The following is a 23,301-nucleotide window of genomic DNA, read 5'->3' on the forward strand; positions in this document are numbered from 1 at the left end:
CGCCATGGACTCCATTCTCCGTGCGGCAGGCATGTACATCGCGCTGATGCTGCTGTTTCGGGTGGCTGGCAGGCGCTCGCTGGCAGACCTGACCACCTTCGACTTCGTCCTGCTGCTGATCATCGGTGAAGCCACCCAGCAGGCTTTGCTTGGCGAGGACTTTTCGTTCACCAACGCCATGCTGGTGATCGCCACGCTGATCGTCCTGGATGTCGGCCTGTCACTGGCCAAGCTCAACTCCAGGCGCCTGGCCCGCCTGGTCGACGGCCACGCGACACTGGTCGTGGATCAGGGGCGCTTTCTGCATCACCGAATGCGGCGGGCACGGCTGACCGAGGACGACATTCTCGAATCGGCCCGGGACAGCCAGGGTATCGAAAGTGTCAGCCAGATCAAGTTCGCCATCGTCGAGCGCAACGGCAAGATCTCGATCATCCCGCAGGAATGACCCAGCCTGGCCGGTGCAGCCTGTGCGGCTCCTTGAGCGAGCGGCTTTTCGCGATACCGGTACGTTGATCATCCGCTTTGAACCTTGGCGCACGCGCCCTACTCCATCGAAGGCAATCGTGATTTTTACAGCCCGAAAGAGGTGCCGCATGAACGCTATCGAATTGTTGGTCCAGGACCATGAACTGGTGAAGAAGCTGCTGGAGGAACTCTCCTCCACCACCGAGCGCGCGGTTAAAAAGCGTGCCGAGCTGCTCGAGCGCATCAAACAGGAGGTGACCATCCACACCGCTCTGGAGGAAGAAATCCTGTACCCGGCCATCAAGCAGGCCGGCGGCAAGGAAGAAGCGAAGATGTATTACGAAGCCAAGGAGGAGCACCGCACGGTCGATTCGCTGGTACTGCCGGACCTGCTGCAAACCGAGACCGGTAGCGTCGAGTTCGCCGGTCGGGTCAAGGTCATGAAGGAACTGTTGGAGCACCATATCGAGGAAGAAGAAAGCGAGCTGTTCCCGACCGCCCGCAAGCTGCTCGGCAAGCAGGCACTGGATGAGCTCGGCCAGGCCATGGAAGCACAGAAGAAACTGCTCAAGGGCGAACAGCGTGCCGCGTGATGGAGGCCTGGATCGACTTTCTTGAATGGCCCGCCATGGCCCTGACGGTACTTGCCGCCTGGTGCATCGGTTCGCGGCGCCCAGGCCGGCGCAAGCTAGGTTTCTGCTGCTTCATTGCCAGCAATGTGTTGTGGGCCATCTGGGGATGGCAAGCGCAAGCCTGGGCGCTGATTCTCCTGCAGGTTTGCCTGTGCGCCATGAACCTGCGGGGCTGGAAGAAAAATACTGCAGTGGAGTCGGGCTGAACGTCCGCTCCTGCACCCGAAAGCCCAACGACGAGGAACCAGACCATGATTGAACCCAACGACCCTGACCCTTACGTGGACGAAATACCGCACAACCCTGGCGAACCTGTACCTGAACCGGACCAGGAAGCACCCGACTGGCCTGAAGGCCAGGTACCGCCGGAGGAACAGTCCGACGGCTGAGGCTCAACCATCGAGCGGCGTTGCCTGCTGCGCCGGCAATGCCGCCCCCAGTCCCCCTTCCTGCGCAAGGAGGCAAGCGTCTCATGAGTGATCGCATCATCGCCTTGTTCACCGATACCACACTGTTCGGAATATCCGTTCTCAACCTGTTGCTGGCACTGACCGTAGCCTTGCTGACATTCCTCGTGGCGCGGGCAGCCATCAGTTTCATGCTGCATCGTGTCAGGCGCTGGTCCGAGCATGACGGCGCGTTGAGCCAGGTACTGGCCAAAGTGCTCGGCGGGACCAGCAATTTTCTGTTGTTCCTTGCCTCGCTGCTGGTGGGCCTGAGCATGCTCGACCTGCCCGAGCGCTGGCTGACCCGGGTCGGTAGCCTGTGGTTCGTGGTCGCGGCATTGCAGATCGGGTTGTGGGCCAACCGTGCCATCGGCCTGGGCCTGAATCGCTACTTCGCCCGGCACCGTACCGACGGCCTTAACCAGGGCAGCGCGCTGGCCACGCTGTCGGCATGGGGGGCGCGGGTGCTGTTGTGGTCAGTGGTGCTGCTGGCAATGCTCTCCAACCTGGGCGTGAACATCACCGCCTTCGTCGCCAGCCTGGGGGTAGGCGGTATCGCTGTTGCGCTGGCCGTGCAGAACATCCTTGGCGACCTGTTCGCCTCGCTATCCATCGCCGTGGACAAACCGTTCGAGGTGGGCGATTTCATCGTCATCGGCCCGCTGGCCGGCACGGTGGAACATGTGGGGCTGAAAACCACACGTATCCGCAGCCTGGGCGGCGAGCAGATCGTCATGGCCAACGCCAGCATGATCAGCAGCACCATCCAGAACTACAAGCGCCTGCAGGAACGGCGGATCGTGTTCGAGTTCGGCCTGTCCTATGACACGCCAACCGAGGCAGTGAAAAAAGCGCCCGCCATCGTCGAGGAAGCGATCAAAGCCCAGCAGCAGGTGCGCTTCGACCGTGCCCACCTGCGCGGCTTCGGCAAAGAGGCGCTGGAATTCGAGTGCGTCTATATCGTCCAGGACCCCGGCTACAACCTGTACATGGACATCCAGCAAGCGATCAATTTCCACCTGCTCGAGCGCTTCTCGAAAGTCGGTGCCAAGTTCGCCGTCCCGGTACGCGCGATCAAGGTCACTGCCCTGCCCGAGCAATCAATGCGCGGGGCGCAGAATGCCCATGTGGGATAACCCCCATGCCGGCCAACCAGCAAAGGAGTATCACCATGAAAATCCTGAAGCCCCATTCACTACTGTTGGCGCTGTGCCTGGGTGCCAGCGCACCTGTCGCCCTGGCAGCCACCGACATGAACGATCAACGTGCGCCAGGCACCCAGACACATGAAGGCGAGCACAGGGACGCCCAAGGGGGCGCGACCGGTTCAGGAACACCGGCGGATGCCATGGGTACAGGGTCTGGCGGTACCGATAGCAATGGTACTGACAAGACCGGCGGGGATGGCACCACCAACGGGTCGGGTAGCGGCCACGGTGGAACGGGCAATGGCGGTCCCGGTAGCGGAAACGGTGGCTCGGGCTCCGGCAGCGGTTCCGGTAGTTGAAGGTTTATCGCCCTGCGCGCGAATGACTGCCCACGAGTGCCTGCGCTACAGCGCGGGCGCACACCGGCCCTGACAGCGCTACGCCCGTCGACGACGCGTGCCCAGCTCGACCCAGGTGGGTGCATGGTCGCTGGCCTTGGGTTCGTTACGCACCCAGGCATCGACGCCAGCCCGCTTCAGGTAAGGCGCCAGTTCGGGGTTGAGCAACAGGTGGTCGATGCGTAACCCGGCGTTGCGTGCCCAGTGGTTGCGGAAATAATCCCAGAAGGTGTAGATGCGTTCGTCCGGATACAGATGGCGAATGGCATCGACCCAGCCCTGCTTCAGCAGCTGCTGAAAGCACGCGCGTGACTCGGGCTGCAGCAGTGCATCCTTCAACCAGGAGCGTGTGTCGTAGATGTCCATGTCGGTCGGCACGACATTGAAGTCGCCCGCCAGTACCGTGGGATGGCCGCTGCCATACAACCCTGCCGCATGCGCGATCAGGCACTCGAACCAACGGAGTTTGTAATCGAATTTCGGCCCGGGTTGCGGGTTGCCATTCGGCAGATACAGGCAGGCTACCAGCACCCCGTGCACCGCAGCTTCAAGGTAACGGCTCTGGTTGTCGTCCTCCATGCCAGGCAGGCCCCGACGTACTTCCAGGGGTTCGCTACCTCGCGCCAGAATGGCCACGCCGTTCCAGGCAGGCTGCCCTTGGTAGAGGCTGCCATAACCCGCCGCTTCGAGCGCCTGGTGCGGAAACTGCTGGTCCGCCGCCTTGAGCTCCTGCAGGCAGGCGATGTCGGGCTTTTCCCTCTCCAGCCAGGCCAGCAGTGCGGGTAGCCGGCTACGAATGCCGTTTATATTGAACGTGGCAATCTTCAGCGCTTTCATGCGTCGGGGTCGCTCACATGGGCCTGCACGGCATCTTCCAGGGCGCGCACATGGGCGTCATCGGCCAATGCCTTGAGTGCCAGCCAGTCGTCCCAGTCGATGGCACCATCGTCACGCAGGGCCTCGGCAGTGCGCAGCAGTTCATGGTGGTAGGCATCCGGCGACTCACGGCGGTAACTGATGTCGTCGTACTGGGCGTACCAGGCCTCGAGCTCGGGGATACTGCGTTCAATGCTCATGATGGAGCCCTCACGGTGTCCTTTGCATTAAGAGCCCCACCATCGAGCGACGTTCAAATTCAACGCCACGGCCTGTCGCGCCGAGAATAAATATCACTGGTTGGCGCATCCTTTGTAGGAGCAGCCTTGTGCTGCTCCTCCAGAACCCCCACCTGCCGCCAGGCGAGCCGCTCAGATGCTGTGCATGAAACGAGCTCGCCGCGAACCAGGTTGCCCGGTTCGCGGCGTAATCGAAGCGTTGCTCAGGTAATCAGACAGGAATGCCTGCCAGCCGCCAGACAGGCGCTGGAACCGGTTCGGCCTGGCTGCGGTTGCGCGCCCACTGGGTCAGGGCAGCCATCGTGGCAAAGCCGAGCAGGATCAGTACCGGATAGGCCAGCAGCAACTCGGTCAGCGAGTATTTCCAGGCCAGCGGGCGGCCCACGCCGAGCATCGCCGCATACAGCCAGGACACACCCGACAATGCGCCGGAGAACAGCGCGAACATGCGCACGCCAAAATTCAGGTCAAGCAAGTTGCCCGCTTTGAGCAGAGCAGGCAGAACATAGCGGTGCAACAACATGCCGTTAAAGGTCAACAACATGACAATAATAACTTTCGCTTGAAGTTTTGGATTGGCAAAATAGTTCATACCTTTATCAAGGTAGTCAATCCCAATCACCGCAATGCCCGTGAGCCACAAGAATATCAAGGCATTGGCCACGGACTTCTGCAAACGCGCCATATGCTGACTGTCATGTCCGGTTCCTTTATGACCTTTCAACAAGTTCCTGACCATCTCGGCATCGCTGGCAAACACCAGGCCAATGGCGATGCAACAGGCCAGCAAATGCACGTAAATTACCGACAACCGCACCAGCTCCATGGATTCTTTCTGCCCGAACAGGCTAATAATTGTATTAATCTCCACGACGTTTTCTCCACGTAATGCGTTAGCGCTAGATGACCTTGCCATAGGCGTGCGAACACGTTTTATCGCAGCGGCAAGACCAAATTCAGATCGTTAGTTTAAATAGAGGATCGTTATTCAATACACACGGTGGCTCACCCGAAGAGCCGCGGTTGGGCATGGCATTGCTCCACTGGTCCGAATAAAAAAGCCCCATGAGCATCCCTGCGATGCCGATGAGGTTGAACGTCCATAAGTTCAGGGGGGAAGGTGCGAGGTGCGCTCACACTGAAAGCACCTGCTGGCAAATAGGAGTCAGCGTCACCCAAATCGTTCATTTCTCAAGTAAAACGACCGACAGGCGGTACACTTTTAAATGTTACTTAGTTTGCTAAGTTATTGCAATTTGACCGAGTGGAAAGTTTTTCGAATGAATGGATCCAAACTTGGCAAGCGACTTCGAATGCTCTATTTCGCTGTTTTACAGTTGTCGTTTTGCCAGCAGCCATGGCTGAAGTGCCATCAGTCAGGCCAGAAGCAGCCCTGTTCTGATCGCCAGGCACAGCCAACGACCCGCATGTCGTCTTCAGGCTGCCCTGCGACCGCCGCTTGCCTTGGGTGATGCCAGGCAGCACCAACCGCGTGGTGCAGACCTGCGGATGTCATCGACGCGGTCTATCAACTCATCCGTTCCATCGATTTGACCGCGTCAAATTGCCTCATGTAGCTTGCCGCCCTCTTCGAAGCTGGCCCAAAGCTGTGCGTTACACCTTTGCGCCAGCTGCGCAGCCTGTCCCCGTGCTGATCAGCCCCACCACGGCGTGCCTACCTATTGCGTCGCCGTCACTGTGTTCGAGTTTGCGAAATGTCCGTCAATAGCCCCACCCGTATCACCGAGCTCGTCATCGAGAGCGGCGTCAAAAAAGCCCATCTATCCACGCATGCGACACTGGTCCTGGGGTTTCTCGCAGGTGCATTCATTTCGCTGGGGTTTCTCCTGGCCATCCACGTCAGCACCATGATCCCGGTACAGTGGGCCTCGTTCGGCACACTGCTGGGCGCCGCGGTATTCCCTATCGGCCTGATCCTGGTGATCCTGGCCGGTGGCGAACTGCTCACCGGCAACATGATGAGCTTGCCCTTGGCGATGTTCGCCCGGCGTATCGGCCCAGGCGCCGTGGCGCGCAACTGGCTGCTGGTGACTGTCGCCAACCTGTTGGGTGCACTGTTCGTTGCCGGGTGCTTCGGCCACCTGCTGGGCCTGACCGAGGGGGCCTACCTGAACAAGATGTTGGCGGCTGCGACCAGCAAGACCAACGCCGACTTCCTCCACGCCTTCGTCTCCGGAATCGGCTGCAACTGGCTGGTGTGCCTGGCAGTGTGGCTGTCGTATGCCAGCCGTGAAATGAGCGGCAAGATTCTCGGCATCTGGTTCCCGATCATGGCGTTCGTCGCCATCGGTTTCCAGCACGTGGTAGCCAACATGTTCCTGATTCCGGCAGCGATCTTTGCCGGCTACTTGAGCTGGGGGCAGTTGGTGGAGAACCTGGTGGCCGTGTTCCTGGGGAATGCAGTGGGTGGGGCGATCTTCGTGGGGTTGGCGTATTACGTGTCCTACGGTGTGCCTTCGCAGGAAGCGTGCGAGGTGCAGTGAAGCATTGTGGTCAGGCACGCTTGTGCAGGTGATGTGCCCTGCACAAGCGTGCCTGACCGTTCGTCACTATCCCCTGGGCCACGCTGGGCGACACGAAGTTCGGCCGGATGCTGACGGCGATCACGCATCCGCCATCAACCTTGGGCCAGCGACTTGCGCTCCAACCACTCCACCATCAACTCCCCCCAAGCAATATCCGCTTGCAGGGCTGCCTTGGCCTTTGCCGAATCGCGCTTGCGCAAGGCTTCGAGTACTTCGAAGTGCTTGTGCTTGGCGCTGGCCAGCTCCGCTTTGGGCACTTCGGCATGGAAGGTGCTGAGCAGCGGCCCCATCATCACCCACATGTTCTCCAGGGTCTTGAAGATCACCGGCATGCGTGCGGCGGCAATCAGACCGAAGTGGAACTCGCGGTTGAGCAGCGAAGCCTGCTTGTAGTCGGTGCTGACAGCCGCCTGGAAGGCCGTTTGCACCTCTTCCAGATGCCCCAGCTCGGCGGCGGAAATTCGCTCGGCCGCCATGCCTGCCGCCTCGCCCTCCAGCAAGTGGCGGATCAGCTGGATTTCCCGCAGTTGGCTGACGGTCAGCTCCGGCACATAGATGGAGGTGGCGGCCTTCATGTCCAGCGCATGATCACTGACAAGGCGAAAGATCGCCTCGCGCACCGGTGTGATCGACACCCCGAACTCCTCGGCCAAGGCACTGATGCGCAGGCGGTCACCCGGTTGATACTGGCCGTCCATCAATGCCGTACGGATGATGCTGTAGACCCGCTCGCTCAGGTTGCCTTTATCCAGTGGCTTGTGAACTGTCACGCTTGTTCTCTCTTGTCTGTTGAATAGCACAGGGCCGACCGCTGGCGGGAAGCGCCGGGCGACATAGCGAAGACGCATGATACATCATCGCCCATGCCGCGCCATCTCGCCCGAACGGTTCAGATCCGTGCGTCGCGTCGGCCCACCCCCTGCAGCAGCACCGCCACCACGATGATCGCGCCCTTGATGATCTGTTGCGGGTACGCCGGGACGCTGAGCAGGTTCATGATGTTGCCGATCAACCCAAGCACCAGCACCCCGACCACGGTGTAGAACAAACTGCCCTTGCCGCCGGACAACAGCGCACCGCCGATCACGCAGGCGGCAATGGCATCCAGTTCCAGGGCCATGCCGGCACTGGGCGTGGCGACCCCGGAACGCGAGGCAATGACCACCCCGGCAAGGGCGCTGAGCCCGCCGCAAATCGCATAGGCCGCCAGCTTGTAGCGCTCCACCGCAATCCCCGCCAGGCGCACGGCAGTCTCGTTGCTGCCACTGGCAATGATCAACCGGCCAAAAGCGTTGTAGCGCAGGATCAGGGCGAACACGCCGATCACCAGCACCGCCAGCCACACCGGCCAAGGCACCCCGAACACTCCATCGGCCTGGCGGCCGAAGTCACGCAACAGGCCGGCAGCCGACTGGCTGTCGGCCAGCCGCTGTGGCTGGCCGTTGGAGAGGATGAACGCCAGGCCACGGGCAATGGTCATCATCGCCAGCGTGGAAATGAACGGGGCCATGCGAAAATAGGCCACGAAGCTGCCGGTAACCAGGCCCATCAATACCCCCGCCCCCACCGCGATGGCCACCGCCAGCAACAACCCGAGGCTGCCCTCCAGCGGCAGCAGATTCAGGCTCATCGCCACGACCACCCCGCCCACTGCTGCTACCGAGGCAACCGACAGGTCGATACCGGCGGTGAGGATGACGATCAGCATGCCGATGCTGACCAGTACCAGCGGCGTCAGTTGCCGCAGCAGGTTGCCCAGGTTCTGCCAGGTGAAAAAGTCCGCCGACAGGCTGCTGGCCACGGCTACCAGCACCAGCAGCATCACCAGTGCGTTGTGTTGCAGGAACAGCCGGCGCACAACGCGCCCCAGCGGCTGCCCAGACTCGCCCGGCAGCGAGGTGGCGGCCAGTTTGCTCAAGTTGTTATCCATGGTGTTCGACTCCCATCGCCAGACAGATCATTGCTTGTTCTTCGATTGCATCACCACCAAGTTCGCCGGCGATGGCACCATCGCGCATCACCAGCACCCGGTCGCACATGCCGATCAGCTCGGTCATTTCCGAGGACACCAGGATGATCGCCACCCCGGCCTCGGCCAGTTCGTTGATGACCCGGTAGATCTCGGTCTTGGCACCGACATCTACACCACGGGTCGGCTCGTCGAGGATCAGCACCCGGCAGCCGGCGTCGACCCACTTCATCAGCGCCACCTTCTGCTGATTCCCCCCCGACAGATCACCCACCGCCTGCTCTATCGAGCCGGTCTTCAGGCGCAACTGCTGACGTAGCGCCTCGACCCCGGCGCGCTCACGGGCGCCATCGATCCAGCCGAAACGACTGGTGTAGGGCGAGCCGGGCCGCAAAGCGGCGTTGACGCGGATCGACATCTCCAGCAGCACGCCCTGCTGCTTGCGGTCTTCGGGCAGCAGGCCGATGCCATTGCCGATCGCCTCGCGCGGGCTGCGGTTGCGCAGTTGGCGGCCGTCCAGGTGAACAGTGCCGGCGCTGCTGCGCTCTGCGCCGAACAGCGCGCGCATGGTTTCGGTGCGCCCCGAGCCGACCAGGCCGCTGAAGCCCAGCACCTCACCGGCGTGGGCCTGGAAACTGACATTACGTACCAGTGGCCCGGCGCTCAGCCCCTCGACCCGCAGGCGGGCCTCACCGATACTTGCCTGGCGTGGCGGGAACAGGTCGCTCAGCTCACGGCCGATCATCATCTGCACCAGCCCGCGCTCGTCGATGGCTGACAGCGGCAGGGTGCCGACGGTACGGCCATCCTTGAGCACCGTGGCGCGGTCGCAGATGCGGAAGATCTCGTCCATGCGGTGCGAGACGTAGATGATGCACACGCCCTTGCGCCGCAATTCACCCAAGATGCGAAACAACTGCTCGGTCTCGTGTGTGGTGAGCACCGCGGTCGGTTCGTCGAACACCAGCACCGAGGCGTTGCGCGACAGGGCCTTGGCGATTTCCACCGCCTGTTGATGGGCCACCGGCAACTCGCCCACTGCCCGGCGTTCGTCGATGTTGGCAAACCCCAGCTCATCGAGTATTCGCCGCGCCTTGTCACGTAGTATCGGCCACTGCACCCGCCACCTGTTCGCGCCCAGGTCGTCGATGCAGATGTTCTCCGCCACCGACAGGTGCGGCGCCAGGGCGAACTCCTGGTAGATCACCGATACGCCAAGTCGCAACGCATCGCCCGGTTTGCCGATACTCACCGGCTGCTCGTGCAACAGCACCTCGCCAGCATCGCGCACGTAGGCCCCGGCGAGGATCTTCATCAGGGTCGATTTGCCCGCGCCGTTCTCACCCATCAGCGCATGCACTTCACCCATGTTGGCGCTGAAACTCGCACCACTGAGCGCACTGATGCCGCCAAACGCCTTGTGGATGTCGCGCAGCTCGACGGCGGTCTTGTGTATTGCATTCATCGGTCTTACCTCTGCAAGCGGCGCGTTGCCCAGGCAGGCGCCGCAACCGTCGGATCAGCGCATGGCTGCCTTGAGCTGGTCGATTGAGCGGAATGCCGGTAGCCGCTCGACCGTGGCAGGGCCCTGTTCGAGCTCGATGAACTGGTCGACGTTGGCGGGGGTTATCAGCTCCACCGGAAAGTACGACGCCAACGGCAGATTGTTGGCCTGCAGCCGGCCGTCAAGGATCTGGTGGATCAGCTCGATGGCCGCCACGCCGGTCTGCGAACCACTGTTACTGGCACTGACCAGCAGCTTGCCCTGCTTGATCAGATCCAGCGCAACCTTGAAGCTGCCAGCTGCCGCAGCGACCCGTACCTGCCCGGCCTTGCCGGCATTGTCCACGGCATTGATGGCGCCGATGGCGATGAAGTCGTTCTCCGCCAGGATCAGGTTCAGGCGCTCACCATGGGCACTGAGGATGTCCTCGCTGGCGGCCAGGCCGCCCTCCTCGGTCCATTCGCCTCGGCCCCAGGCCAGCACGTTGAAACCCCCTTCAGGCCAGCTGAAACTGCCCTTGGCTTTGACCTGCTGGAACAGCTCGAAACCCTTGAGCAGCGCATCCTCCTTCGACAGGCCGAGTTTGCGCTGCTCGGCACGGGCCTGGACGATCCCCGAGATCATGCCGTTCAGGCGGCTCTCGGAGGTCGAGTTGCCCATTACACCGATGACCATGGCAGCGTTGATCTCGCTGCCCGGGTCAGTGTGCTCGACCACATAGCGCCCGGCCTCGACACCACTGCCGTAGGGGTTACCGGTGCTGGTGGTGATCACCGGTGCACGCGCGTCGGGCGCAGTGCCGACGGTGATTACCGGGATCCCGGCCGCCACCGCCCGCTCGACATCGGCAACGGAACCGAGGATGTCGGTAGGGTCGATAACGATCACATCCACCCCCATGGTGATGAAGTTGTCGACCTGGGCGCTCTGGCGGGCCACATCGCCGTCGGCCACCTGCACCTGCATGTCATAGCCGTAACGCTCGGCCAGGCTGCGCGCGTCGTCGATCATCGAGACGAACCAGGGGTTGCCCAGGGTGATTTCGGTCCAGCCAATGCGTAACCGTTCCCCCTTCTGCTTCAAGGGCAAACCCTTGTCGATGCCGGTACGATCGGCCATTTGCGGGTCCACCAGGCCGGACAACGCCGTGTTGGGTATCAGCTGGTACAGCGGGTGGCGCGCCTCGGCGGCGGCCGGCCCGGCGAGCAGCGTGGCAAGGCCGAAGGCGGCCAGGGTACGGGCAACTGTGCTTTTCATATTGTTTTTCTCCAGGGTTGCCAGGCAAAAGGTCACAACTCGATCCACGTGGACTTGAGCTCCGAGTACTTGTCCAGGGCATGCAACGAGCGGTCGCGGCCGTTGCCGGACTGCTTGAAGCCACCGAACGGCATGCTGATGTCGCCCCCATCGAAGCAGTTGACCCACACGCTGCCCGCACGCAGGCCACGGGCCATCTGGTGGGCCCGCGAGAGGTCGCGGGTCCACAGGCTTGCGGCCAGGCCATACGGGGTATCGTTGGCGATGCGCAGGGCATCGAGGTGGTCACGGGCGGTGATGACTGAAAGTACCGGGCCGAAGATCTCCTCTCGGGCGATGGTCATGTCGTTACTGACGTTGTCGAAAATGGTCGGCGGGATGTAGAAGCCCTCGGCGCCCAGGCCTTGCTTGACCCGTTCACCACCGAGGATCAGCTGTGCGCCCTCCTGCACGCCTTTGTCGATATAGCCCAACACCCTTTGCAGCTGGCTGGCATCGACGATGGCGCCAAGCTGGGTGGTTGGGTCCAGTGGGTCACCGACGGCGATGGTGCGTGCCACCTTCAGCACCTCGGCAACGAACTCGGCGCGGATGCCAGCTTCGACAATCAGCCGCGAAGGCGCCACGCAGACTTCGCCCTGGTTGAAGAACATCGAGCGGGCCGCAGTGGTCGCGGCCTTCTCCAGGTCACGGCAGTCATCGAGAATGATGTTCGGGGTCTTCCCGCCGCACTCCAGCCACACCCGCTTCATGTTCGACTGCCCCGCGTACTGCAGGAACAGCTTGCCGACCTCGCCGGAGCCGGTGAACACCAGGCTATCAACGTCCATGTGCAGGCCCAACGCCTTGCCCGCGGTGGGGCCAAAGCCCGGCAACACGTTGAACACACCGGCCGGGATACCGGCTTCGGCGGCCAACTGGGCAATGCGCAGGGCAGTCAGGGGTGATTGCTCGGCGGGCTTGAGGACCACCGAGTTGCCCATGGCCAGGGCGGGTGCGACCTTCCACATGGCCATCAGCATCGGGAAGTTCCAGGGGGTGACCGCCGCCACCACGCCGATCGCTTCGCGGGTCACCAAGCCCAGGGCCGAGGGCCCCGACGGTGCGACTTCGTCATACAGCTTGTCGCAGCTTTCGGCGTACCACTGCAGGCAATCGAGCACCGCGTGCACATCGAACCCGGCGCTCTCGCTGATGGGCTTGCCCATGTCGAGGGTTTCCAGTAACGCCAACTCTTCCATGTGCTGCTCGAACAAGGCAGCGAAGCGCAGCATGACGCGCTTGCGCTCCTTCGGTGTGCGCTGCGACCACACACCACTGTCGAAGGCACGCCGCGCGGCCTTCACGGCCATCTCTACATCCTCGGCCTGGCACGAGGCAACCTGGTTGAGCACGCGCCCGTCGCGCGGCGAAATATTGGCAAAGGTCTCGCCACTCAAGGCATCGACAAAGCGGCCGTCGATGAAGGCCTGGCCGAGCAACTGGAGCTCGCTGGCACGCTGCTGCACGGTGGTGAGGTCAATGAAACTGGCAAGGCTCATGGGGATTCTCCATTGGATACATGATGCATCATAAAAACAGCGAGACGTCGGCCTGACGCCGGCACTGCACTAGAAGCTGATTTCGGTCTTCAGGCCCCAGATCACGACACTGCGGTCATGCTCGAAGCCGCCGGGGTTGCGTACGTACTGCAGGTTGGGGCGCAGGGTCAGTGCCGGTGTCAGTTGCAACCCGTAATAGAGTTCGACCGGGTACTCGACATCGGCTCGCCGGGGCAGGCCGCTGGCCTGCTGCACACGCCGCGCCGAACGCGGGTTGACCTCCAGGCGGCCCAACGCCAGCCCGATCTCGTCCTGCGGGCGCTGGGCCAGAGGCCCACGAATGAACGCGCCCAGGTGCCAGAGCCGCTCGACACTGGAAACGTCCCGGTCGGACTGGATGAAGTTGGTGAAAAGCGTCAGGCCACGCGCAGCATTGTCGGGGTTGCGGTAGACCTGCTGTTCGGCCATGGCGTAATAGCCGCTGGCCTGGTCGTGCTGCGCGGGTGCCGCGCCGGTCAAGCCGATGGGTTGCCCATCGATGTCCTGGTACAGGTCATCAAAGTCGCCAGTATTGCGCCACACGCCAACCCGGTAGCTGCCAGGCAGGCCACCAAGCACCGGCTTCCAGGCCAGTTCGCCAACCGCCAGGTAACCGGTGGTGCCCGAGGGGCCGCCGAAGTTCAACCCTTGGCTGTTCTCGGTAAAGTGCGGGTTTACCTGGTACACCGAGGTGTTCAGCCACCAGTCATCGGCCAACTGCGCCGCCAGGCTCGCGCCCCATTGGCTGACCGGCCAGGTGAACCAGTTGGGGGTGATGTAGCCAGGCACCGTGCCGCAGAAGGTCAGGTTCTGGAACGTGCAGGAAAACGGAAATACATCGCCACTCATGGGCAGCCGGCCGATCTTGAACAGCAAACGCTCATCGAGCAGTGCCTGCTGGTAATAGAACTGCACCAGCCGGGTGACACTGCCATAACCGTAGATTTCCTGGGCGGCCAACAAGGTGCCTGTGTCGGCTTCGCGGGTCAGGCTTTCACCGTTGCGGTTGGTGAAGGTGATGCGAAACGCGGCCCCCTGCCACCCCAACAGGCGCTGCAGGTCGAAGCGGGCGTCGGCCATCAGCTGGTCGCTGTAGGTGCCCTTGTGCTGCGCCCCTCCCTGGGTGTTGTAGGCCAGTTCATTGACATAGGTGAACTGCAGGTCCACTCCCTGCTCATGCAGACGAGTGCGCTGCCCCTGCCAGTCACCGAACAGGAAATTGCCGGGTGAGTAGTTGTCGGCCTGGGCCTGCTGCAAGGCGCACACGCCCAGCAACCCGACCCCGATCAAGGTGGTTCTTGTCATTGCGATCTGTTCCCGAAACTGTTTTCTTGTGGTTTTTGTTCAGCTTTGCGAGCGTGCAACGAGGGCGCCTGGTGTCACTGCCCTGGCAGCGCGCAAGGCGGCCAGGGCTGGGTGACGCCAACTACAGGCATTGGCGGACGATTTCGGCCACCTCATGCTGGTCACGAACGGGTTTGGGGTGGCAGGCCAGGTCCTGGTTGAAGCTGGTCCACACCACCTGAGCGAACTCATCGACCTGCTCGGGTTTGAGGCCATAGCTGCCGAACGTGTCCCGTACGCCCAGTCGGGTGAAGTGGGCGCTGACGATCTCAGGCAGGCGCGCGGCGCGCTCGCTTGGCGGCAAGGTATGAGTGCCCGGGTCGAGGATCTCGGCCACCCGGGCGAACTTGTCCTCGGCCACCGGCAGGGTCCAGCGGATCACCTGCGGCGTGCTGGCTGCCACCGTGCCGCCATGGGGCGCATCGGTCATGGCGCCCAATGGCTGGCCCAGCGCATGGGATACGGTGACCCCGGCGCCGGCAATGGCCATGCCACCGAGGGTCGACGCAAAGGCCATGCGCGCCCTCGCCTCCAGGTCGTCCCCATGCTCCACGCAGCGCAGGGCATTGGCGGCAAACAGGCGGATCGACTCCAGCGCGACCATTTCCACCCAGGGTGTGGCATGGATGCTGATGAATGCTTCCAGTGCGTGGCAGAAAGTATCCACGGCAGTCAGCGCCGTCAGCCGTGGCGGCTTGGAAACCAGGATTTGCGGGTCGATCAACGCCACATCCGGGTAGATGTGCGGGTTGACAATGGCACACTTGAGGCCCAGCTCAGGATTGTTGATCACCGCGAATGGTGTCGCCTCGGTCCCGGTCCCAGAGGTGGTCGGCACCACCAGCAGCGGCAGACCACGGGACTGCGGCCTCGTCACCGGCTCACCGAGACGCTCGGTGTAGTCCCAACAGCGGCCGCCATGTACAGCGACGAACGCCACGGCCTTTGCCGAGTCGATGGCGCTGCCGCCACCGATCGCCACCACAGCCTGGCAGCCGCTGTCACGCACCAGTGCCACTGCGCGGTCAATGGTGGTATGGCGCGGGTTGGGCACGATGTCGTAGAACTCGAGGACAGTGATGCCACGCTCGGCGAAACTGCCGAGCACCTTGGCGACCAGCTCGCTGCCTTCAAGGAACGGGTCGACCATCAACAGCACCTTGTTGCCGAACGGCGCGACCTTTTCGCCCATGCGGCGGATTGCACCTACCTCGAAGTCCAGTTTGACCGGCAGGCTTGCCTGAAACGCTTTCATCTACTTACCTCTGCTCGTGGCGAATGACTGATGGCAGACGCGGGCTGGCCGAACGCGCCAGAACCGATCCGCCGTTCTTGTAGAACTCCCCCAGGTCGCTGGCGGCAAGCAGTGCCGCGCGCATCTCCCACTCAGTGACGTCGAAGGGCTCGACGCGGCTGGTCTGCTGCGGCGAGGCCGCCACCTGCACCACCCGTTGCAGCTCCTGCTCGCTGAGGTCCGCCAGGCCCAGGTCGGCGAAACACACCGGCAGGCCAACCGCCAGGCACAGTCGCAGCAGGCCATCCAGCTCGCTGGCCGGCGCGCCCTCGAGCACCAGCATCACCAGGGTGCCGAAAGCCACGTATTCGCCGTGGTAGGCCGTGGCCCGTGGACCCAGCTCACTGAAGCCGCAATACACGGCATGAGCGGTGGCCACTCCGTTGCTCTCGAAACCGATGCCGCTCATCAGTGCGTTGGCCTCGATCACCCGGTTCAGCGCCTTGGTCACCTGCTGCTGCGCACAGGCCCGCACGGCTTGCACCGCATCGGCCTGCAACACCTGGTGGCACAGATGGGCGATGGCCATCGAGGTGAGGGTCGGCTTGCCGCCGCCCGCGCTCGATTGCAGGCCACCGCCGGCCATACCAAGAAAGTTGTCGTGGTCGCCCTGCACGCAGGTGCGTGCCTCGTAGTAGGTCGCCAGAGCATCGCCGATGCCAGCAACCAACAGGCGCACCGGTGCCTGGGCGATGATCCAGGTATCCACCACCACCACGTCCGGGCTGCGCTCGTGGAACAGCACATCGTCGAAGGCTCCGTCCGGGTGGTAGAGCACCGACAAGGCGCTGGTGGGGGCATCGTTGGAGACCACCGTGGGCACGATGCACAGCGGCAGCCGCCCCTGCTGGGCAACCGCCTTGGCGGCGTCGAGCACCTTGCCACCACCCACTCCGACCACCCCGTCACAGCCCAGTCGCTCGCGCAACGCACACAGCCGCTGCACCTCGGCTCGGGTGACTTCGCCTTCGAATACGGCGTAATGCAGGGCATGTTCAGGGCTGTCGAAGCTGATGGCCAGGGTCTGCTGCAGGCTATCCAGACGGCCCTGGCTGGTGATGATCAGGAAGCGCTGGCCAAACCAGGCGATATGCCGGTAAAGGCGTTCAAGTTCCTTGTAGCCCTGAATGTAGCGACCGGGCGCGGCGAATATCTGGGTCATTCGCACCTCCCGTCACGCAGGGCAGGCAATGCATGAAGCATTCCGTGCATGAGGTCATCCTCGCCTTTCGTAGAAGGCCTTGTTGTTTTTGATATCAGGACGTTCAGCGGCCGCAGCCGACTGGAGGCATGATATATCATGTTTGATTTTCAACTCGCAAGATCAAGTCTTTTGACTTTCATGCAAAAGACTTTTGCGGCACGGATGGGGATTGACTAATGATATATGATGCATTTATGAATCTAATAACGAACGCGGCGCTGGCCCGCGCTCTGCCTTTCCACGCCAGCTTTCAAGGAAACAGCCATGCCTGTCACCGGCACTACCCGGGTGGTGGTACATCTCACCTACCCAGCCAAGCACCTGCGAACACCGTCCTTGTTCAACCCGCTTCTTGAACGCCTGGGGCATGACGGTGTGCTGGTGCCCTGGGAGGTTTCGCCCGACAACCTGGCCTCGGCCTGGGCTGGGCTGCGTGGTATCGAAAACCTCGCCGGGGTGATCGTGACCGTGCCCCACAAGATCGAGGTGGCCCACCTGTGCGACGAGCTGCTGGGCACCGCCGAAATGCTCAAGGTGTGCAACGTCGCGCGTCGTCTGCCCGATGGCCGCTTCGTCGGGCGCATGTTCGATGGCGAAGGCTACGTACGTGGCCTGAAGAACCAGGGCCATGACCTGGCCGGCCGACGTGTGCTACTGCTCGGCGCCGGTGGTGCCGCCACCGGTATCGCCCATGCCCTGCTCAGTGAGCCAATCACCCGGCTGGTAATCGCCAACCGTTCGCTGGCCAAGGCCGAAGCACTCGCCGCGCAGTTGCGCACACTGATGCCTGGTCGAGATATCGCTGCGGGTGCGGCCGATGCACGCGGCTTCGATGTGGTGATCAACGCCACCGCATTGGGCCTGAAGGCAGACGATCCGCTGCCGCTGGCGGCCGATACCTTGCAGCCGGTCACGCTGGTGGGCGAGGTGGTGATGAATCCTGATGTCACCCCGTTGCTCGAGGCGGCCCAGGCCCGTGGCTGCCCCATCCACAAGGGCGTGCACATGCTCACCGGGCAGCTCGAGCTGCTGGCCGATTTCCTGTTTGGCGCAGCGCCCGGTCGCTGACGCGCCCTGTGCCTTTGTCGGCCTGTTCGCGGGGCGCCTGGGTCAGGCCCCACCCATGTACACATCCCGAAAGGAGCTACACCCATGAGCAAGATTGCAATCATCACCGGCGGCGGCTCGGGCATCGGCCTGGCAACCGCGCAGCGCCTGCTTGCCGATGGCTATCAGGTGCACACCCTGGGCCTGGGCGAACCTGAGGCACGGGTCGAAGGCATCCACTATCAGGTGCTGGACGTGACCAGCGATGCCGAGGTCAATGGCTTCTTCAGCCGCTTCGAACGCGTCGATGCCCTGGTCAATGCCGCCGGCGTGATCGACCACAACCGGGAATGGCAAATCGACGGTTTCAACCGCGTGCTCGACGTCAACCTGACCGCCGTCCTGCGCATCAGCAATGCCGCCTTGCCGGGCCTGAAAGTGGCGCGCGGCGCGGTGATCAACTTCGCTTCGATGTGGGGCATCTTCGGCTCGGCCAAGACCCCCGCCTACGCCTCGAGCAAGGCCGCGATCAGCGAGCTGACCCGTTGCCAGGCGGTGGCCTGGGCCGCCGACGGTGTGCGCGCCAATGCCGTGGCCCCGGGCTGGATCCTCACCCAGCTGTCGCGCCAAGCCTACGAAGACCCGACCCGCTCGGCCGGCATTCTGTCACGCATCCCGATGAACGCCTGGGGTAAACCTGAGGACGTGGCCAATGCCATCGCCTTCCTGGCGTCTGACGGCGCCCGCTATATCACCGGCACCACGCTGGCCATCGATGGCGGCTATTCCATCGCCTGATATCCCATTCGGCAGACAGATGGCTACCACTGCCCCCGAAGAAGCTTGACGGCCATAACGCATGATATATGATGCATCACAACTGACGCAGACCCCTGAGGTCTCGCATAACAACAACAAGCAGTCATAAAGAGGTGCCGTATGAATCTGGTATTCGGCTCACCCGGGCGCTATGTGCAAGGCCCCGGTGTTCTTGACGAGGCAGGCCAGTACCTGGCCCATTGCGGCCGCCGAGCCGTCGTGGTCATCGACAGCTTCGTGATCGGCCTGGTCAAGGAGCGCCTCGACGCCACCTGCGCCCGCGCCGACGTGCAACTGCACTACATCACCTTCGATGGCGAAATCACTGCCAAGGGCATCGCCGGCCTGCGCCAATCGGCCGCGCGCTTTGACTTCGACGTGGTTCTGGCGGTCGGTGGCGGCAAATCGATCGATGCCGGCAAGGCGCTGGCCCACACGTGTGGTGCGGCGCTGGTGAGCATGCCCACGGTCGCCTCCAACGATGCGCCTACTTCGAAAAACTTCGTGGTCTACGACGAGCATCACCAACTCAGCGAAGTCGGCCACCTGCTCAGCAGCCCACGCTATGTCCTGGTCGACACCCGCCTGATAGCCCAGGCCCCGCGCCCCTTCCTGCTGGCCGGCATCGCCGACGCACTGACCAAGAAGTTCGAAGCCGAGCAGTGCCTCAAAGCCGGTGGCGTGAACATGTTTGGCGCTCGCCCGTCGATTGCCGGGGTCACCCTGGCCCGCGAATGCTATAGCGTGCTGCGCGCCCATGCCGAAGAGGGCCTGGCGCTGGCCGGCAGCGGCCAGGTCAACGAAGCGTTCGAGCGCCTGATCGAAGCCGTGTTGCTGATGAGCGGCCTGGGCTTCGAGAGTGGCGGCCTGTCCATCGCCCACGCGATGACCCGTGGCCTGTCGAAGATCCCCGGTGCCCGCGACCAGGTGCATGGCTGGCAGGTTGCCTATGGTCTGTTGGTGCAACTGGTACTTGAAGACCGCGAAGCGGCGTTCATGGCCGAGTTGCTGGCCTTCTACCGACGCATCGGGCTGCCCTGCAACCTGGCCGAACTGGGTGTGACGTGCGTCGACGACGCCACCTTGCTGAAGGTCGCCGAACCCACCCTGCAAGCCCCCCACGCACGCAACTTCGTGCGTGGCAACGGCCAACCCCTACACAGCGGTGAACTGATCGAAGCCATGCGCGCGCTCGAATCCCTGACCCGCTGATTTCCCCCGGCAACACCCACCCTGCTATGCCTGCATTTGGAGGTAGAGATGGCTACACCCCGTAAAACCCTCGAGGCCTGGAAAGCCAGCGATTTCGTGCCCAGCGCCGAGACCGTCGCCCACCTGCGCGAACGGGCGAAATTCGTCCGCCTGGAAACCATCCGCCTGATCGAGATCGCCAAGACTGGCCACTACACCTCGGTGTTCTCCGCTGCCGAACTGTTCTCGGCGCTGTACTACGACGTGATGAACCTGCGCCCCGAGGAGCCGGACTGGGCCGGGCGCGACCGCTTCCTGATGGGCAAGGGCCACGCCGCCGTTGGCCAGTTCCCGATACTTGCCGACCTCGGCATGTTCCCCAAGGCGTGGCTGGATGACTACACGCGACTGGGTAGCCCTCTGGGCGATCACCCTGATATGCGCAAGGTACCCGGCATCGACTTCTCTTCCGGCTCCATCGGCCACGCCCTTTCCGGCGGCCTGGGCATGTGCCTGGCCCAGCGCTTCACAGGCGAAAGCTACGACGTGTTCGTCATGCTTGGTGACGGCGAAATGCAGGAAGGCCAGGTCTGGGAAGCTGCCATGGGTGCCGCCCACCACAAGGCCAACCGGTTGATCGCGATCGTCGACCGCAACGGCTTCCAGCTCGACGGCAGCGTAGACGACGTGATCGGCGTCGAGCCACTGGACGAGAAATGGCGCGCTTTCGGCTGGGAGGTGCACGTCATCGACGGCCACGACATCCGCGCGGTGGCCACCACTCTGCGCAAGGTCAAGGCCGACGAAAGCCGCGACAAGCCGGTGTGCATCATCGCCAAGACCGTCAAGGGCAAAGGCGTTTCCTATATGGAAACCGAACCGGGCTGGCACCTGGGCTACCTGGACCCTGAAGACGCCAAACGCGCGATCGCTGAAATCGAAGCCAAGGAGATCTGAAACATGAACGCCCCCCTGTCCCCCAACTCCTGGCAATACCGTGGCCTGAATGCCATGAACCCAGGGCTGTCCTACCTCTCCGATGCCCTGATCGAACTGGCCCGCGAAGGCCACCCGGTGATGGCCGGCTCGGCAGACCTGCAGTATTCCAATGGCCTTAACAAGTTCGCCACGGCGTTCCCGGACCGCTACATCCAGTTCGGCATCTCCGAGCAGAACATGGTCACCGCTGCCGCCGGCCTGGCCACCTGCGGGGTGATGCCGTTCGTGGCGACCTTCGCCTCGTTCCTGGGCCTGCTGTGCTGCGAACAGATCCGCATGGACGTGGCCTACTCGGCCCAGCCGGTGCGCCTGATCGGCCACCATACCGGGATCTCGCTGGGCTTCTACGGCACCTCGCACCATGCCACCGAGGATATCGCCACCATGCGCTCGATCGCCGACCTGGCGGTGGTCTCGCCCTCCGACGGCGCGCAATTGGCGGCAGCGATCAAGGCCTCGGCCAGCTATGACAAGCCGGTGTACTTCCGCATCGGCCGCGGCCGCGACCCGATCATCTACGAGCACGGCACAACCTTCGAGTTCGGCAAGGCCACCGAGCACTTGCAGGGTGAAGAGCTGACCATCATCGCCTGTGGCATTACCGTGCACCCGGCGCTTGCCGCGGCCCGCAAGCTCAATGCCGAAGGCCGTTCGGTGGGGGTGATCGACATGGCCTCGATCAAGCCGATCGACCGCGAGTCGATCCTCCAGGCCGCTGCGCGCAGCAAGCGGATGATGACCGTCGAGGAGCATAACGTGCTCGGTGGCCTGGGCGCCGCGGTGGCCGAGGTGCTGGCTGACGAAGGCGTCGGGGTCAAGCTCAAGCGCCATGGCATCTACGACGAATACAGCCTGATCGCGCCGCCGACCCACCTGTATCAGCACTACAAGCTCGATGCCGCCGGTATCGAGGAAGTGGCCCTGGCCCACATGGCGAGCTGACCCACCCGCAGTACGGGCAGCGCCAGCCCGGGTGCTGCCCGCCCAATTCGCTCGGAGACTACAATGAACAACATGACCGAGACCCTGCCAGGCAGCGTTGCCCACGCTGCGCCTGACGCCACACGCCTGCGTCGCAAGTCCTTGCTTGCTACCGGCGTCGGCAACCTGCTGGAGTGGTTCGACTGGACCCTTTACACCGTTGCCTCCGTCTACATTGCCAGTGCCTTGTTCGACAAGAGCAACCCCACCTCGGCGCTACTCGCCACCCTGGCGGTGTTCGCCGCAGGTTTCCTGTTGCGGCCATTGGGCGGCATCGTCTTCGGTATCCTCGCCGACCGCCTCGGCCGACGCACCGTGCTGCTCAGCACCATGCTGCTGATGGCCGGCGCCAGCCTGCTGATCGCATTCATCCCTTCCTATGAATCGATCGGCAGTTGGGCTTCCGGGTTACTGCTCTGTGCGCGCTTGATCCAGGGCTTCGCCCACGGTGGAGAGACCACCACGTCCTACGCCTACATCGCCGAGATCGCCCCGCCAAAACGCCGGGGGTTGTGGTCGAGCACGGTGTTCTTCGCGGTGGGCAGCGGCTCGCTGCTGGCAACCTTCTACATGGCCCTGCTGACCTCGATGCTGAGTACCGAGCAGATGCAGGACTGGGGCTGGCGCATCCCCTTCGCCACCGGCGGCCTGCTGGCGGTAATTGCCCTGTGGCTGCGCCGCAACATGATGGAAAGCGACCACAGCCCTGGCACCGGCAGCGCAACGCAGCACACTACTTGCTGGAGCCGCGGGCAGGTACTGCAACACGGTGTGCGGTTGTTCCTGTATGAAGCAGGCGCCACCCTGACCTACTACACCTGGGTCACGTCGGCATCGATCTATGCCATGAGCGTGAAGGGCATGGACCCGCACAACGCCTTCATGATGAGCTGCGTCGCCCAGGTCATCTACCTCGCCTTCCTGCCGGTCTGCGGCTGGGTCTCGGACCAGGTGGGGCGCAAGGTCTGTGCACTGATTTCGCTGCTGGGTATCGCGGCAACCCTGTTCCCTCTGTGGGGCATGATCTCCAGCGAGCCTTGGACCCTGATGGTGGCGCAAACTGCCGGCCTGATGCTGGTGGCCTTCATCACCGGCTGCAAGCCCGCGTCGATTTCCGAGCAAGTCCCTACCCGTTATCGCACGCGGATGTTCGGTGTGTGCATTTCGTTGGGTGTGGCGGTGTTCGGGGGTACCGCTTCGTACGTGACGACCTGGCTTTACTCGGAGCAGATTGGCTGGGTGTTCAATGTCTACCTGATCGTCGTGGCGCTGATTGCCAGTGGCGTGGTGCTGATGTGGAAGAACAACCACGGCATCCCGATCGATCAGGTTTGAGTCGTGAACGCTGGGGCTGCCAGG

Annotated in this window: 24 protein-coding genes; 13 read left to right on the plus strand and 11 right to left on the minus strand. The window is 62.9% G+C overall.

Annotated elements, in window-relative coordinates; all coding sequences use genetic code 11:
* The first annotated feature begins 4 nt into the window (after window positions 1-4).
* From CAF70_RS03645 to CAF70_RS27550, 6 genes are all read left to right on the plus strand, one after another.
* Complete coding sequence (locus CAF70_RS03645; RefSeq protein ID WP_085622410.1) at window positions 5-448, plus strand: DUF421 domain-containing protein; 444 nt, start codon at window positions 5-7, stop codon at window positions 446-448.
* A gap of 148 nt (window positions 449-596) precedes the next feature.
* Window positions 597-1,061, plus strand: coding sequence for a hemerythrin domain-containing protein (locus CAF70_RS03650; RefSeq protein ID WP_085622408.1), 465 nt, complete (start codon window positions 597-599; stop codon window positions 1,059-1,061).
* Window positions 1,061-1,306, plus strand: coding sequence for a hypothetical protein (locus tag CAF70_RS03655; RefSeq protein WP_085622406.1), 246 nt, complete (start codon window positions 1,061-1,063; stop codon window positions 1,304-1,306). The genes CAF70_RS03650 and CAF70_RS03655 overlap by 1 nt, the downstream gene beginning before the upstream one ends.
* A 45-nt stretch (window positions 1,307-1,351) precedes the next feature.
* Window positions 1,352-1,489, plus strand: a complete 138-nt coding sequence (locus tag CAF70_RS27545; protein ID WP_158090303.1) for a hypothetical protein — start codon at window positions 1,352-1,354, stop codon at window positions 1,487-1,489.
* A gap of 83 nt (window positions 1,490-1,572) precedes the next feature.
* The gene (locus tag CAF70_RS03660; protein ID WP_085622404.1) at window positions 1,573-2,682 is read left to right on the plus strand and encodes a mechanosensitive ion channel family protein; all 1,110 of its coding nucleotides are present in this window, start codon (window positions 1,573-1,575) and stop codon (window positions 2,680-2,682) included.
* A 35-nt stretch (window positions 2,683-2,717) separates the two neighbouring features.
* The gene (locus CAF70_RS27550; protein WP_158090304.1) at window positions 2,718-3,053 is read left to right on the plus strand and encodes a hypothetical protein; all 336 of its coding nucleotides are present in this window, start codon (window positions 2,718-2,720) and stop codon (window positions 3,051-3,053) included.
* A 78-nt stretch (window positions 3,054-3,131) separates the two neighbouring features.
* Here CAF70_RS27550 and xth read toward each other — a convergent pair whose 3' ends face one another.
* The 3 genes from xth to CAF70_RS03680 form a co-directional block, all read right to left on the minus strand.
* Window positions 3,132-3,929: an exodeoxyribonuclease III gene (xth, locus tag CAF70_RS03670; RefSeq protein ID WP_085622400.1), complete on the minus strand. Its 798-nt coding sequence runs from the start codon at window positions 3,927-3,929 to the stop codon at window positions 3,132-3,134.
* Complete coding sequence (locus CAF70_RS03675) at window positions 3,926-4,168, minus strand: hypothetical protein (RefSeq protein ID WP_003257678.1); 243 nt, start codon at window positions 4,166-4,168, stop codon at window positions 3,926-3,928. The genes xth and CAF70_RS03675 overlap by 4 nt, the downstream gene beginning before the upstream one ends.
* Before the next feature lie 250 nt (window positions 4,169-4,418).
* Entirely contained in the window at window positions 4,419-5,033 is a 615-nt protein-coding gene (locus CAF70_RS03680; RefSeq protein ID WP_085622398.1) for a hypothetical protein, read from the minus strand.
* Between the two features lie 889 nt (window positions 5,034-5,922).
* Between CAF70_RS03680 and CAF70_RS03685 the strand changes: the two genes are divergently transcribed.
* A complete protein-coding gene (locus CAF70_RS03685) occupies window positions 5,923-6,711 on the plus strand; it encodes a formate/nitrite transporter family protein (RefSeq protein WP_025339522.1) in 789 nt (262 codons plus the stop codon).
* A gap of 134 nt (window positions 6,712-6,845) precedes the next feature.
* Here the strand turns inward: CAF70_RS03685 and CAF70_RS03690 are convergent, their stop codons facing one another.
* From CAF70_RS03690 to CAF70_RS03725, 8 genes are all read right to left on the minus strand, one after another.
* On the minus strand, window positions 6,846-7,523 hold the full coding sequence (locus tag CAF70_RS03690) for a GntR family transcriptional regulator (protein WP_046613855.1): 678 nt from the start codon (window positions 7,521-7,523) through the stop codon (window positions 6,846-6,848).
* A 119-nt stretch (window positions 7,524-7,642) separates the two neighbouring features.
* Window positions 7,643-8,683, minus strand: a complete 1,041-nt coding sequence (locus CAF70_RS03695) for an ABC transporter permease (protein WP_085622393.1) — start codon at window positions 8,681-8,683, stop codon at window positions 7,643-7,645.
* The gene (locus tag CAF70_RS03700; protein ID WP_085622391.1) at window positions 8,676-10,187 is read right to left on the minus strand and encodes a sugar ABC transporter ATP-binding protein; all 1,512 of its coding nucleotides are present in this window, start codon (window positions 10,185-10,187) and stop codon (window positions 8,676-8,678) included. The genes CAF70_RS03695 and CAF70_RS03700 overlap by 8 nt, the downstream gene beginning before the upstream one ends.
* A gap of 54 nt (window positions 10,188-10,241) precedes the next feature.
* A complete protein-coding gene (locus tag CAF70_RS03705) occupies window positions 10,242-11,483 on the minus strand; it encodes a sugar ABC transporter substrate-binding protein (RefSeq protein WP_178076344.1) in 1,242 nt (413 codons plus the stop codon).
* A 32-nt stretch (window positions 11,484-11,515) separates the two neighbouring features.
* Window positions 11,516-13,024, minus strand: a complete 1,509-nt coding sequence (locus CAF70_RS03710) for an aldehyde dehydrogenase (RefSeq protein ID WP_085622387.1) — start codon at window positions 13,022-13,024, stop codon at window positions 11,516-11,518.
* A gap of 69 nt (window positions 13,025-13,093) precedes the next feature.
* On the minus strand, window positions 13,094-14,368 hold the full coding sequence (locus CAF70_RS03715; RefSeq protein WP_085622385.1) for a carbohydrate porin: 1,275 nt from the start codon (window positions 14,366-14,368) through the stop codon (window positions 13,094-13,096).
* Between the two features lie 121 nt (window positions 14,369-14,489).
* Window positions 14,490-15,662 (minus strand): iron-containing alcohol dehydrogenase, encoded by a 1,173-nt coding sequence (locus CAF70_RS03720; RefSeq protein ID WP_085622383.1) that lies wholly within the window; start codon window positions 15,660-15,662, stop codon window positions 14,490-14,492.
* 4 nt (window positions 15,663-15,666) lie between these two features.
* Window positions 15,667-16,863 carry a glycerol dehydrogenase gene (locus CAF70_RS03725; RefSeq protein ID WP_085622381.1) on the minus strand — a complete coding sequence of 399 codons (1,197 nt, stop codon included), beginning with the start codon at window positions 16,861-16,863 and terminating at the stop codon, window positions 15,667-15,669.
* A 306-nt stretch (window positions 16,864-17,169) separates the two neighbouring features.
* Here CAF70_RS03725 and CAF70_RS03730 point away from each other — a divergent pair, with 306 nt between their 5' ends.
* The 6 genes from CAF70_RS03730 (at window position 17,170) to CAF70_RS03755 (ending at window position 23,277) form a co-directional block, all read left to right on the plus strand.
* Window positions 17,170-17,973 (plus strand): shikimate dehydrogenase, encoded by an 804-nt coding sequence (locus CAF70_RS03730; protein WP_085622379.1) that lies wholly within the window; start codon window positions 17,170-17,172, stop codon window positions 17,971-17,973.
* Window positions 17,974-18,057: 84 nt separating this feature from the next.
* Window positions 18,058-18,750, plus strand: a complete 693-nt coding sequence (locus CAF70_RS03735) for an SDR family NAD(P)-dependent oxidoreductase (RefSeq protein ID WP_085622377.1) — start codon at window positions 18,058-18,060, stop codon at window positions 18,748-18,750.
* Window positions 18,751-18,891: 141 nt separating this feature from the next.
* Complete coding sequence (locus tag CAF70_RS03740) at window positions 18,892-19,983, plus strand: glycerol dehydrogenase (RefSeq protein WP_085622375.1); 1,092 nt, start codon at window positions 18,892-18,894, stop codon at window positions 19,981-19,983.
* A 48-nt stretch (window positions 19,984-20,031) separates the two neighbouring features.
* Entirely contained in the window at window positions 20,032-20,919 is an 888-nt protein-coding gene (locus tag CAF70_RS03745; protein ID WP_085622373.1) for a transketolase, read from the plus strand.
* A 3-nt stretch (window positions 20,920-20,922) separates the two neighbouring features.
* Window positions 20,923-21,903 carry a transketolase family protein gene (locus tag CAF70_RS03750; RefSeq protein ID WP_085622371.1) on the plus strand — a complete coding sequence of 327 codons (981 nt, stop codon included), beginning with the start codon at window positions 20,923-20,925 and terminating at the stop codon, window positions 21,901-21,903.
* 63 nt (window positions 21,904-21,966) lie between these two features.
* A complete protein-coding gene (locus CAF70_RS03755; RefSeq protein ID WP_085622370.1) occupies window positions 21,967-23,277 on the plus strand; it encodes an MFS transporter in 1,311 nt (436 codons plus the stop codon).
* The last annotated feature ends 24 nt before the right edge of the window (window positions 23,278-23,301 follow it).

Source organism: Pseudomonas sp. B19(2017) (assembly GCF_002113165.1).
GTDB lineage: Bacteria > Pseudomonadota > Gammaproteobacteria > Pseudomonadales > Pseudomonadaceae > Aquipseudomonas.

Coding starts and splice junctions, on each gene's coding strand:
- CAF70_RS03645 (WP_085622410.1), top strand. CDS start 5: ATGGACTCCATTCTCCGTGCGGCAGGCATGTACATCGCGCTGATGCTG.
- CAF70_RS03650 (WP_085622408.1), top strand. CDS start 597: ATGAACGCTATCGAATTGTTGGTCCAGGACCATGAACTGGTGAAGAAG.
- CAF70_RS03655 (WP_085622406.1), top strand. CDS start 1,061: ATGGAGGCCTGGATCGACTTTCTTGAATGGCCCGCCATGGCCCTGACG.
- CAF70_RS27545 (WP_158090303.1), top strand. CDS start 1,352: ATGATTGAACCCAACGACCCTGACCCTTACGTGGACGAAATACCGCAC.
- CAF70_RS03660 (WP_085622404.1), top strand. CDS start 1,573: ATGAGTGATCGCATCATCGCCTTGTTCACCGATACCACACTGTTCGGA.
- CAF70_RS27550 (WP_158090304.1), top strand. CDS start 2,718: ATGAAAATCCTGAAGCCCCATTCACTACTGTTGGCGCTGTGCCTGGGT.
- xth (WP_085622400.1), bottom strand. CDS start 3,929: ATGAAAGCGCTGAAGATTGCCACGTTCAATATAAACGGCATTCGTAGC.
- CAF70_RS03675 (WP_003257678.1), bottom strand. CDS start 4,168: ATGAGCATTGAACGCAGTATCCCCGAGCTCGAGGCCTGGTACGCCCAG.
- CAF70_RS03680 (WP_085622398.1), bottom strand. CDS start 5,033: ATGGAGCTGGTGCGGTTGTCGGTAATTTACGTGCATTTGCTGGCCTGT.
- CAF70_RS03685 (WP_025339522.1), top strand. CDS start 5,923: ATGTCCGTCAATAGCCCCACCCGTATCACCGAGCTCGTCATCGAGAGC.
- CAF70_RS03695 (WP_085622393.1), bottom strand. CDS start 8,683: ATGGATAACAACTTGAGCAAACTGGCCGCCACCTCGCTGCCGGGCGAG.
- CAF70_RS03700 (WP_085622391.1), bottom strand. CDS start 10,187: ATGAATGCAATACACAAGACCGCCGTCGAGCTGCGCGACATCCACAAG.
- CAF70_RS03705 (WP_178076344.1), bottom strand. CDS start 11,483: ATGAAAAGCACAGTTGCCCGTACCCTGGCCGCCTTCGGCCTTGCCACG.
- CAF70_RS03710 (WP_085622387.1), bottom strand. CDS start 13,024: ATGAGCCTTGCCAGTTTCATTGACCTCACCACCGTGCAGCAGCGTGCC.
- CAF70_RS03715 (WP_085622385.1), bottom strand. CDS start 14,368: ATGACAAGAACCACCTTGATCGGGGTCGGGTTGCTGGGCGTGTGCGCC.
- CAF70_RS03720 (WP_085622383.1), bottom strand. CDS start 15,662: ATGAAAGCGTTTCAGGCAAGCCTGCCGGTCAAACTGGACTTCGAGGTA.
- CAF70_RS03725 (WP_085622381.1), bottom strand. CDS start 16,863: ATGACCCAGATATTCGCCGCGCCCGGTCGCTACATTCAGGGCTACAAG.
- CAF70_RS03730 (WP_085622379.1), top strand. CDS start 17,170: ATGCCTGTCACCGGCACTACCCGGGTGGTGGTACATCTCACCTACCCA.
- CAF70_RS03735 (WP_085622377.1), top strand. CDS start 18,058: ATGAGCAAGATTGCAATCATCACCGGCGGCGGCTCGGGCATCGGCCTG.
- CAF70_RS03740 (WP_085622375.1), top strand. CDS start 18,892: ATGAATCTGGTATTCGGCTCACCCGGGCGCTATGTGCAAGGCCCCGGT.
- CAF70_RS03745 (WP_085622373.1), top strand. CDS start 20,032: ATGGCTACACCCCGTAAAACCCTCGAGGCCTGGAAAGCCAGCGATTTC.
- CAF70_RS03750 (WP_085622371.1), top strand. CDS start 20,923: ATGAACGCCCCCCTGTCCCCCAACTCCTGGCAATACCGTGGCCTGAAT.
- CAF70_RS03755 (WP_085622370.1), top strand. CDS start 21,967: ATGAACAACATGACCGAGACCCTGCCAGGCAGCGTTGCCCACGCTGCG.